Below are 10816 nucleotides of genomic sequence, written 5' to 3'. Positions count from 1 at the left end.
CATGTAGACTATAAAATAACATTATACATTTTACCTAATGATTGCTACTAAACATATCTCGATACATTTTCCAGCCATCTTTTGTTTTTTTCCAAAGTACCAGATATTTTCCATCATCTATAACTTTATCATTTCCATCCTGAGCCTCCAAACGCCCTACTTCTGTAATATAGCCTTCGCCACTACTATGAATTTCCGTTTGGATAAATCTGCCACCGCGAACTCCTGCCGCATAGGCATGCTTAAAAAATTTGTCCATTTCTTCTTTACCGCATATCGTTTTAGAATTTGGAGGCATAATACACGCATCCTCTGCATAACAGGTTAAGATGGATCCGTCATTTTTAAGGAATAAGCTACGATAAATCGCGTTGCTCTTTGCAATGGCAACTTTTGCTTCTTCAAGCATTTCATTTTTTTTTGATTGTGATTGGCAGCCGATTGAAAACATCAATAAGGCACTCAGCATTACTGGAAAGATTGATTTCATGATTTTTATATTTAAGTGATTTTAGGTTTTCATCAGTATAAATTTGTTTTCAACATAATCCTTATTTCAGAAAAGGTTGAACCAATTCGACAATTTTTTGGGCTCGCATAATTAATCCCACATGGCTTGTGTTTGGTAGAATAGCCAATTGCGATTTTGGAAATCCTTCCATATCAGCGAATACATTACCACCACATAGTTGATATAACTTTGCTTTATGAACTAAGTCAACACCATCATTATCTCCAAATACAAACAGTGTTTGTGCTTTAATATTTTTCAGATTTTCATCGCCCAAATCAAAGTCTTCAGTGTCGAATTTTATAAATTTGCTTACAAAGCCATGCCATTTTTGTTCATTAGCATAGCTACTTTCATGTGCCGCTTTGTAGGGTGTTTGGTCCAAAAAATCAGGCTTCAACGATTTTAGCATTGTTCGCATTTCAGGTAACCATCCTGTGTATTGATAGGGAGTAGAAAGTATCACTAGTTTATTTACTAACTGAGGCTGCTGTATAGCAACCTGCATGGCTACTGTTCCGCCTACGCTAAAGCCCATCATGTCGGCTTTGTCAATCTTTAAATAGTGCAATAACTCAATTACATCACTTGCCAATAATTTATACGAAAAGGGTCTTTCAATATCCTTTGTATGTCCGTGACCTTGTATTTCTACAGCAATCACTTTCCTTGTTTTTGATAAGTCAGGAATTAAGCTACTCCAGCAAAGGCCAATGGTTTGATAGGCTCCATGTATTAAAACAATTGGTTTACCCTGTCCATAAACTTCATAATACATTTTCAATCCGTTTACAGGTGCATAGCCTGCTGTATCGGGCTTTTGTAAAACAGATTGTTGAGCCATTATTATCGTTGTAATGAAAAGACAAACAGCAGTTAAGATGGTTTTTACCACTACTTTGAATTTAGCTTTCATACCTTATACTGCTTTTGATTTGTATTGAATAAATGTAATTCCACAAGCAAAGGTTTTCGATTGGACGAGCTCTAAACTCGTTCTATTGYGAAACGGCGCCAAACCATTTCCAATGGCAATTGGATGGATGTAGAGGTTATACTCATCAATAAGATTTTCGCTAATCACATTCGATGCAAAATTATGCCCCCCATACATAATTATGTCGCCGCCATCTTGTTGTTTCAAGTTGTTGATTTCAGTTTTAAGATCTTTAGTTGCAAGAGTTGTATTCTCCCAAACTGATTTTGTAAGCGTATTTGAGAAAATAACCTTGTGCGTATCGTTCATTTTTTTTACGAACACTGGATCTTCTCCTGCAGGGTCAGCTAGCCGTTCTTTCCAAGTTGGAATAAAGCCCTCTGCCAATTTTCTTCCCAACAAAATACAATCAACAGGGGCAGCTAATTCATTTAAATGCTTTTTTAATTGCTGATCAAAATCCCAAATCATCCAATCCATTTCTTGGTTTGGGCCAGCACAATAACCATCAAGAGACAGTTGCATTTGTAATTTAAGTTTACGCATGGTACATCGATTAATTTAATCAAATTTAAAAGGACTGTTCATCCCGATCTGGTATTTAATACGACAAAAAAGGGAGAGAATACGATATTAATTTTCTTGTATGCTGGATTTCTGAAATAATTTTATTCAGATCTGCGAATGATAAAATAGTACCTTACAAAAGGTTGTCGTGTAATTTAAGTATCAAAAGAACCGAATTAAGTTGTTTTTATACAGGCTATTATGCTTAATAAGAACGAAAGTATTGAGGCATATGTACGAATATGATGGAGATTGTTCCAGTTGGTTTCAAATATATCTCTTGTAATTTTCAGGTTTTCTGATGACGTGTTTGTAATATCAATTTTTTCGAGCATTTCATTGAGCGGCACATTACCGAATGCAGTAACGCCGAATACGCCAATTGCATATACAAGCAAAGCCACCAGCAGAAAGTAAAAAGAAAGGGTATCATTATGTTTATAACAAAGCCAGCAACTTATTGGCAATACAATCATGCTTCCAATAAAGCTCAAAAAGAAATAAGGGTTAATAATTTCCTTGCTAATGGATTGAAACGATTGCAAATATGCTTTATCCGAGAGGTTGCCTAAGCCTTTAATTACCGAACAATCATAGCCATAAAAAAGCCCAGCCAGTAATCCAGTTAATAACACTGTAGCTATCTGCACCCATTGCATTGTTGATACATTTATGGTTGGTTCCATATTCCTGTTTTTATTGTTTTATTAATGTATTCTTGAAACGATGTTGGTTTTCTCTTTAAAACGGTTTCAACATCATTTGTTATAAACTCATTTCTACCATCTAACACTTGGGTAAACAAATAGCTTATTAACGAGATAAACTCTTCCGATAGTTCATAGCTTCTAAGCATATCTGTATAATCGTGTATGCTGATTTCAGCATATTGGATTTCTTTTTTTATAGCGGTGGCGATAAGAGAGACAGCTTTTTCAAATGATAATAATGTAGGGCCAGTTAACGAGTAGATTTGATGCGAATGAGCATCATCCATTAAAGCTTCCACAACAACATCGGCAATATCATCTGCATCTACAAAAGGCTCATCGGCATTTATTTTTGGCAGTATCATTTCGCTAGCTAATATCGAATCGAGCAAGAAGCCTTCACTAAAGTTCTGCATAAACCAACTTGCCCTTACAATTGTCCAATCTAGCCCCGATTTTATAACCAAATTTTCACATAATTCTGCTTCATGTTCTCCCCTTCCCGATAGCAGGACTAGTTTTTGAACTCCGGCATATTTAGCTTTTTGAACAAATGATTGTATAATCTGTTGTGCCTGTGGAATAGCTATGTCGGGTTGAAAAGTGATATATACTTTTTCAATTCCTGATAGCGCAGCATCCCAGGTTTCTTCTTTATACCAATCAAAAAAGGGTGCTATATTTCTTGAACCAGTTCTAATAGGAATGCCTAGCTTTGCAAGTCTATCAATCACTCTTCGGCCTGTTTTACCAGTGCCACCCAGTACTAAAGTTGTATTATCCATATTTTTATATTTAGTTAAGCATTAATAATCCGTATCATGATTTATCGTTCCAGATCAATATCATGAGTTCCTGTTTTTTTGATAAGCTGGTACCCAAATCCGAGTACAAATAGAATTGAACCAAGCAAATAAATATTTAGACCAATCTCAGCCAGTACTTTTAGCTCGAAAACATTTCCCATAGCATCTATCAGTGTTGCTATTCCGGTAACCACAGCAATGATTCCGATCACTTTTTGATCATCGTATAAAAGCCTTCCTATCCCGATAAACCAAACAGAGGCAAACAAGGCCTCCAGTATATTCCAAAGCCCTTTGGTTACAATGGTGGTTAAAACAGAAATGACAAGGGTAATAATTTTGGATTCATCGCCCGAAGCATTTAGAAAATCGTGCATCAACGGTGGCCAGGCTACAGCAAGCGTAACGGCACCAATTGCACCTATCAGCACATAACACAGGCCGCTATTTGTAAAGAGTGAAAGCCAAGGTGTACGGAATCTGTATTGCTGATCGAGATAAAAAACAAGCGGGAGCAACAAGAGGTAATAACCGAACATATCCAAAATATTAAACCAATAAGCGGCTTTAAACTGATCTGCATATTGCAGAATGAGTTTTGGGTCGGAAAATGCTTCGAAATTATAATTGACTGCTATGGCCCCTATCCATAAACAGGCTACGGATAAAATGCCGGAAAGTATGCTGATACAGCCTATGGCCTTGCGATAGTTCATAAAATTTGATTTAAAGTGTGGAGAGATATGCTTTCAATAATTCGATTCCTTCGGTGTGTGTAATCGTTGTTCCAAGTTTTGGCATGCTCTTCTTCTCCATATCAATGATGATCGACTTTTTATAGTTTCTTAAAAAGGTTTCATCAAATGGTGTTTCATAAGCTGGTCTGAACACAATTCTTTTACAACTACCGCCATCGTTATGACAATGGGCACAGTTAACATCCAGGTAAGCCCTGGCCCGTTCTTCGAGTGTATGGCTTGGGTCTTCCCAATTGGGTAAACGGCCAAATGATGACGGGTTAATATTTGCGAACAAGCCCTCATTTTGCAAGTGGGTTAACTGATTGATCGGAGCTCCGTTTCTGGTTACCGTTCTGTTTAAATTGCGGATTTTTAGGCCAATAGGTGTGCTTATATCAGCCGATTGGTGGCAGGTGTTACATTCGGTATTATTGGGTATATGGTAATTAACAGTTTTAGTAATGCCCTGCTCGTCTATCCAGGTGATGTTTTCTGCGGCGCCTGTTGTAATCAGTATTGCATCATTCTGGCCATCATCCCATTTGTAGGTTGCTACATTCCATACATCTTGATGTTTAATCAATAACCTTGTTTCTATGATTTTCTTTCCCAATAAAGGGTTTTGCTTGTTTTTGTAATAATAAAAGGTTTTTACCAAGATTGTCCCATCCGGAAAATTCGGCAAACCATCGCCAGCAGGACTCAACTTTGTACCCTTAGGTAACTGAATGAGGCGCTGCTTTTCGGCATAATCTGTAAACAGGGCTGTTGAAAGTTCATAAACTTTAAATGTTGATTCTGGAACCAGCTCTGAAGGTTTCCCCTGAAAGATATGGTACTCCGATAATTTTTCCTTAAACGAAATGTTATTGGATAGGGTGATCAAAAAACTATCTTTTTGACACGATTGTATGTAGGTCATGCAGCTAATCGAAACTAGTATGCCTGCCATCGCCTTAAAGGTATTTGAAAACATCTTGTATCTTTTTTCTACAAAACTATCTTACCGGCTAGAAATAGAATGGCTAAAAGACGACAAAAAGCAGGATGAGTTGCGACAGAACGCCGCCGATAGCCACTTTACTTTTTTCAGGCTGAACGTCTGATATTTGAATTTTTAGGTATCTGATATTTTTGCCTTCAAAAAACACGGGCGCATAATCCTGTCCTGATACTTTTCTCAGAGTAATTAAATCAATCCATTTTATCCCATCAGCAGAACACTGAAGCGAATAGTTATACCAATCGCTGTCTTTGCCCCAAATAATGCGGTTGCCTTTCACTGTAACAGATTTTCCCAGGTCGATATTTATGGTTAAGGGAAGTAGCTCTCTTGATGCTGTCCAGATTGTTCTCGGATCACCGTCAATTAATTTCTCAAATTCCGAGGTACCTATCTCTTCATGAAAACCGAACATATTTGGCATTAGCTTAATGATTGGAGGCAATTGATCAGATTTTATGTCTGCGGTAACCGTATCGGCAGTTTCTGCTTCACTTTTCCATTTTATGTGGTCACCATCAGCTGCGTAAATTCCTTTGTAAGGCACAGCAACTACTGTTTTGGTTGCAGGTTTAAGGCCAGGTGAGGAAGCGGTTATATTGATATTACCTGCGTTTTCGCTGGTGCGGATGATGCCATAACCGATACCTCCTTCAGTTTGTTGATCGGAGATTTTTAAGCGTGTCTTATTTGCGCCTATCAATGTCCCTTTTCCTGAAACACTTAAGTTGATCGGGTAAGTCTGTAGCTGTTCTTTGTTACTGATCACTGTTCCATTCCGATCACACACTTTAATGTAAATTGGGATCATATCTGAGCCATCGGCTATAGGACTGATCCCACGGTCAGCAACTTCGATTTCTAAATGGTCGGGCTGTTCTGGAGTTCTGACCACATGCGAACAGGTTATTTTACCATCTAATATCCCTTCGGCCCTTAGTATACCTGGCTCATAAGCATTCGTTTTAAACTCAAAGTACGGGCTACCGCCTTTAGCGGCAACAAATGGCGATGTTTTTGCATTTTGCGCCCTTGATATTTCACCCAATAAGCGGTTGTTACGGTAAAGCCTTACCTTATCGCAATTTGAAAAAATAATCAGATTAGAATCAATACTGGGGTTATTATTATAACTGGCAATAAAAATATTTGGGCCATATACCGGATTTCGGGCATCTTGCATCGCTTTTAACTGGTAGTAACCAAACTTTTCATAGCGGTCGATATCCACCACGCCGCTGAATGCGGTAAGTGGGTCCGATCCCCGGGTATAATCGTTAAAGCTCCAGAGAAAATATCCTCCCATCCGCTTATTGGCGTCTAACTTGGCATGGTCCCAATAACCACCTTCTTCTTCGAGCATCGTTCCGTTCAGTGCATTCTGCCTCAGTGTACACTGGGCAATCAGTCCTTTTGCGGTGTACATCCGCGATGCCCTTAAGCCGTTTTCCTTCTTGGGGTCGGCAATCCAGGTGTCGCCCCATTCGCGTGTGAGCGATGGCATTGAAGGCATTGGGTCGGTGCCGTCTTCGTTGATTACCTTATAACTTACATCGTAATATTTTTTTCCTTTAGCAAAGAAATCATCGGCAGTGAACATCTGGTTATTTGGCATTTCCTCGTGAGCGATGCGCACTACTTCTTTTGCCCAATAATCGGGTGTTGGTGATTCGTTGAGCGATGTTTCCCACAAAAATACCGACGGCCGGTTACGGTCCCGTCTGATCATTTCCCGTACCTGCTCATAGCTTCGCTGGATAAATACCGAATCTTTATTAAAGAACTGCCAGCCTGGTTCGCATTCGATTACCAATAGGCCCAATTGATCGCATGCATCTAAAAATACCGGAGACTGTGGGTAATGTGATGCCCTGACTGAATTAAACCCTCCTTTTTTGAGCTGTATCGCATCACGCCACTGCATAGATTCAGAAGCGGCATCACCGATGTTCTGGTAGCTTTGGTGGCGATTGGCCCCACGTAGGTAAAGTTTTTCGCCATTTAGATAAAAACCATCGGCTTTCCCATTCGCCGAAGCAAAAGAAATCGTTCTAATGCCGATGGAGGTAACTTTTAGATCAACTAGCGTTTTACCATCATATATTTTTGATAATAGTTGATATAAGTGAGGATGATCAGGATGCCATAGTTTAGGTTTTAAAACCGTAAGCTTTTGTACATACTCCTGATCAGAATGGCCTGCTAATAAACTTTCTGAACTTACAGTGGCTATTTTTTGCCCGTTTTTATCCTGTATAATGGTAAGCACTTTAAGGTTAGCGGTGCTATTGCTGCGGTTAACCACATGAGTTTTGATGCTCACCTCAGCCTTTTGTTTATCTACCTTTGGAAAGGAAACAAATAAACCACCGCCCGCTATTTTCTTGGCCTCTAATGCATCTGATATATGTATTTTATTACTGAACTGGAGCGTTACACTGCGATAAATGCCACCGTAATAGAGGAAATCCATTTTAGCCTGCGCCTTTCCCGGTGGGGTTAAAGGATCATCCTGGTTCGATACACGTACCGCCAGTACATTATTGGTTCCATATCTTACTTTATCGCTTATATCTACATTAAAAGCCAGATAACCACCAAAATGCTCCTTCAGCTTTTCGCCGTTTAAAAATACCGCACAGTTTTTCTGTACCCCGTCGAAATTTAAGGTAATACGTTTCCCTAAGCTGGCTTTATCGATTTTGAAATACCGGCGGTACCAGCCAATACCGGTATAGTTATTATTGCCTCCATTATGCTTTGGCTCAAGGCGCATGGTATGTGGAATACTTACAGCGGTCCAATTTTCATCGTTGTATTTTATGGCCTCTGCTCCAGGTGCATCACCCCGGAAAAATGCCCAGTTGGTATTAAAATTTAAACTGAGCCTGGGAGAGGCAGCAGGGGTTTGACTAAAACCATAGGAGGTAAATAATACAGATAAAAAGAAGGCAAATAATCTGAAGTTAATTTTCATGGTAGGGGAATGGTATCACTGGTGGAGATATGTTCATCTTGTAAATTACTTTTTTATCGTTTTGTAGTGGTAATCGGATCATTTTACCTCATCGGTATCGCGCATCATTTTTGATTTCTTAATTGGGGTTTTCTTCACCGGTACCTGTTTTTTTGGTGAGTTTCCGCTTACAAAAAAGCTTTTTTGTAACCGGATATCATCATAAGATGCACCTATCATTGCCTTAAATTCCCCAGGTTCCAATACTACTTTATTGTCGACATTGATCAGCGTCAGATCATCGGGAACTATTTGGAACGTTACCCATTTCGATTCTTTAGCTAACAGCGGGATACGTTCGAAGCCACGCAATTGTTTCTCGTAGGTTGTGGTAGAACTCACCACATCATTGATGTATAACTGTACGACTTCATCACCGGCTAAATTACCGGTATTGGTTATTTTACAACGGATACTGACCTTTCCGGTTTTACTCTCAATACTATCAACTGAAAGACTGTCATAGGCAAACTTGGTGTAAGATAATCCATACCCAAAACAGTATAAAAGCCCTTTGTTGGCCACTGAATAATTGTTCATTGGCTCCCAATTGGCATTTGGTTTTGCCGGAATGTTGAAAGGAAGCTGTCCTACGGATTTCACCCAGGTTCCATTTAATTTACCACCCGGATTATACTCGCCTTTTAATGCCTCGGCAATGGCCTGCCCACCCTGCGCACCAGGGTAAGGTGCGCTCAGTATCGCTTGACAGTATTTTTGGGCATAGTTGATGGAGGCTGGTCGTCCCCAGATTAATACCAGAACGATCGGTTTACCTGTTTTTTGCAGCGCCTCTAGCAGCCTCTCTTGGTGTCCGGGTAAATCCAAACTGCTCCGTGTACGGCTTTCACCAGATGTACTTGTTCCATCGCCCAGCACCAGTACCGTTACATCGGATTTCAAAGCCAGCTCAACAGCTTCTTTAATAGATGTGTTTTCATCGGTAGTCAGGGTATCGGGAATCAGTTCGCTTTCAGGCCACCCTTTATTAACCAGCTCGATTCCTTTTGCATAGTTAATCACGACATTCTCGCCCTTGTAAACATTTTTCAAGCCATCGTATACGCTGGTAAATGCAGCAAAGTCCATAGGCCCATAATGTGTCGGCACGTAGTTGTTTTTGTTGGCATTTGGGCCAATAACTGCAATTTTTTGGAAATTCCCTTTTAAAGGGAGCAAATCGTTTTGATTCTTCAACAATACCAAGCATTCTCTGGACGCTCTTAAGGCAGCTTTGAGGTGTTCTTCGCTTGAAATCGTTTTTTGTGCTGCCTCGGGCTGGCCGGTATAAGGGTTATCGAACAGGCCCAGCCAAAACTTTACATACAGCACATTTTCTACAAGCTCATTAATCCGCTGGATAGGAATCTTTCCCTCTTTAACTAAAGCCCTGACGTTTTGAATGTATTCAGTTGGGTCATTGAAGTCTGTTCTTACATTTAGTCCGGCTTTCAGCGCCATTAAACAGGCTTCTTTGTGATCAGCGGCTACATGATGGATATCCGAAAGCCGTTCAATTGAATAACTATCTGAGACCACATAACCCTTAAAGCCCATTTCTTTTCGGAGTTTGGTAGTAAGATAATAATAATTTCCAGCCATTGGAATCCCATTGTAATCGTTGTAAGAACTCATAACCCCAAGTGAACCGGCCTCTTTGAAAACTTTTCGAAAGGGATATTCATGAATATAATACATTTCAGATGGCGTAATATGTGGATCGGTACGGGAATCCCACTGGCGGGCGGCTTTGGTATCGCCGTAGCCAACATAATGTTTAGGCGTAGATACGACATGTTCTGATTGGATTCCCTTCGCCATAGCTACGCCCATACGTGCCACCAGGTAAGGGTCTTCACCCAGGGAACCTTCCCATCTTCCCCAGCGCTGATCTCTTGTTACATCCAAAATTGGTGCATAAACATTCGTATACCCCAATACCCGTGCTTCTTTACCCTCTACTCTACCCATTTCAAAACCGAGCTCCTTATCCCAGGTACAGCCTAATGCATTCATCGAGGGGAAACTTGTGGCATGTCTTGCGGTTAGGCCCCTAATGCCTTCATTTGTGAAATCAACCGGAATACCCAAACGGGTATATTCAACGAAAAAACGCTGTGTTTCGTTAATGGCCACCGCATTATTAAAAGGAGTTTCGTTTTCTTTTATCCTTGGGGTATTATTAATATGTTCATCAATATTTGCAATACCATCCTTAAAGATCATGCTGGTCCATTTTCCTGTTGGCAGGCTGTCGGTTAATACCTTTCCATGGCCATAATAGGTGGCTAATTGACACGATTTTTCTTCCAATGTCATTTGAGAAAGTAAATTGGTGATCCGTTTTTGTATCGGTTGGGACGGATCTTCATACAGGTCTTTTTTGTTATTTTTATTAAAGTCTACCCAGCCCTGATGGTAAATTTCCGTCTTTTTGGGGAAGGGGATATCAGCATTTTTGCTGGCAGGTTTAAGCTTTGGAGCAGTCTGTTGTCCCAGGGTGGCTAAGGATGCCACCAATAAAAC

Annotated in this window: 9 protein-coding genes; all 9 read right to left on the bottom strand. The window is 40.0% G+C overall.

Annotation, left to right across the window (positions count from 1 at the left end; genetic code table 11):
• Positions 1-34: 34 nt before the first annotated feature.
• A complete protein-coding gene (locus AC1DND_RS17480) occupies positions 35-490 on the bottom strand; it encodes a YybH family protein (protein ID WP_036669483.1) in 456 nt (151 codons plus the stop codon).
• A gap of 61 nt (positions 491-551) precedes the next feature.
• Positions 552-1427: an alpha/beta fold hydrolase gene (locus tag AC1DND_RS17475; protein WP_477583533.1), complete on the bottom strand. Its 876-nt coding sequence runs from the start codon at positions 1425-1427 to the stop codon at positions 552-554.
• 3 nt (positions 1428-1430) lie between these two features.
• Positions 1431-1994: a dihydrofolate reductase family protein gene (locus AC1DND_RS17470; protein ID WP_477583531.1), complete on the bottom strand. Its 564-nt coding sequence runs from the start codon at positions 1992-1994 to the stop codon at positions 1431-1433.
• Between the two features lie 197 nt (positions 1995-2191).
• Entirely contained in the window at positions 2192-2701 is a 510-nt protein-coding gene (locus AC1DND_RS17465; protein WP_477583530.1) for an anthrone oxygenase family protein, read from the bottom strand.
• The gene (locus AC1DND_RS17460) at positions 2686-3510 is read right to left on the bottom strand and encodes an NAD(P)H-binding protein (protein WP_477583528.1); all 825 of its coding nucleotides are present in this window, start codon (positions 3508-3510) and stop codon (positions 2686-2688) included. The genes AC1DND_RS17465 and AC1DND_RS17460 overlap by 16 nt, the downstream gene beginning before the upstream one ends.
• A 41-nt stretch (positions 3511-3551) precedes the next feature.
• The gene (locus AC1DND_RS17455) at positions 3552-4247 is read right to left on the bottom strand and encodes a hypothetical protein (protein ID WP_477583526.1); all 696 of its coding nucleotides are present in this window, start codon (positions 4245-4247) and stop codon (positions 3552-3554) included.
• Positions 4248-4257: 10 nt separating this feature from the next.
• Positions 4258-5223, bottom strand: a complete 966-nt coding sequence (locus tag AC1DND_RS17450; RefSeq protein WP_477583524.1) for a hypothetical protein — start codon at positions 5221-5223, stop codon at positions 4258-4260.
• 73 nt (positions 5224-5296) lie between these two features.
• Entirely contained in the window at positions 5297-8251 is a 2955-nt protein-coding gene (locus AC1DND_RS17445; RefSeq protein ID WP_477583522.1) for a glycoside hydrolase family 2 TIM barrel-domain containing protein, read from the bottom strand.
• 78 nt (positions 8252-8329) lie between these two features.
• Positions 8330-10816 (bottom strand): glycoside hydrolase family 3 N-terminal domain-containing protein (locus tag AC1DND_RS17440; RefSeq protein ID WP_477583521.1); only part of this gene is annotated, 2487 nt, incomplete at its 5' end.

It is taken from the genome of Pedobacter sp. 01N416 (assembly GCF_056399685.1).
Note: the sequence above shows the minus strand (reverse complement) of the source record. Positions and strands in the feature narration are given on the sequence as shown.

Coding starts and splice junctions, on each gene's coding strand:
- AC1DND_RS17445 (WP_477583522.1), bottom strand. CDS start 8,251: ATGAAAATTAACTTCAGATTATTTGCCTTCTTTTTATCTGTATTATTT.
- AC1DND_RS17460 (WP_477583528.1), bottom strand. CDS start 3,510: ATGGATAATACAACTTTAGTACTGGGTGGCACTGGTAAAACAGGCCGA.
- AC1DND_RS17455 (WP_477583526.1), bottom strand. CDS start 4,247: ATGAACTATCGCAAGGCCATAGGCTGTATCAGCATACTTTCCGGCATT.
- AC1DND_RS17475 (WP_477583533.1), bottom strand. CDS start 1,427: ATGAAAGCTAAATTCAAAGTAGTGGTAAAAACCATCTTAACTGCTGTT.
- AC1DND_RS17480 (WP_036669483.1), bottom strand. CDS start 490: ATGAAATCAATCTTTCCAGTAATGCTGAGTGCCTTATTGATGTTTTCA.
- AC1DND_RS17450 (WP_477583524.1), bottom strand. CDS start 5,223: ATGGCAGGCATACTAGTTTCGATTAGCTGCATGACCTACATACAATCG.
- AC1DND_RS17465 (WP_477583530.1), bottom strand. CDS start 2,701: ATGGAACCAACCATAAATGTATCAACAATGCAATGGGTGCAGATAGCT.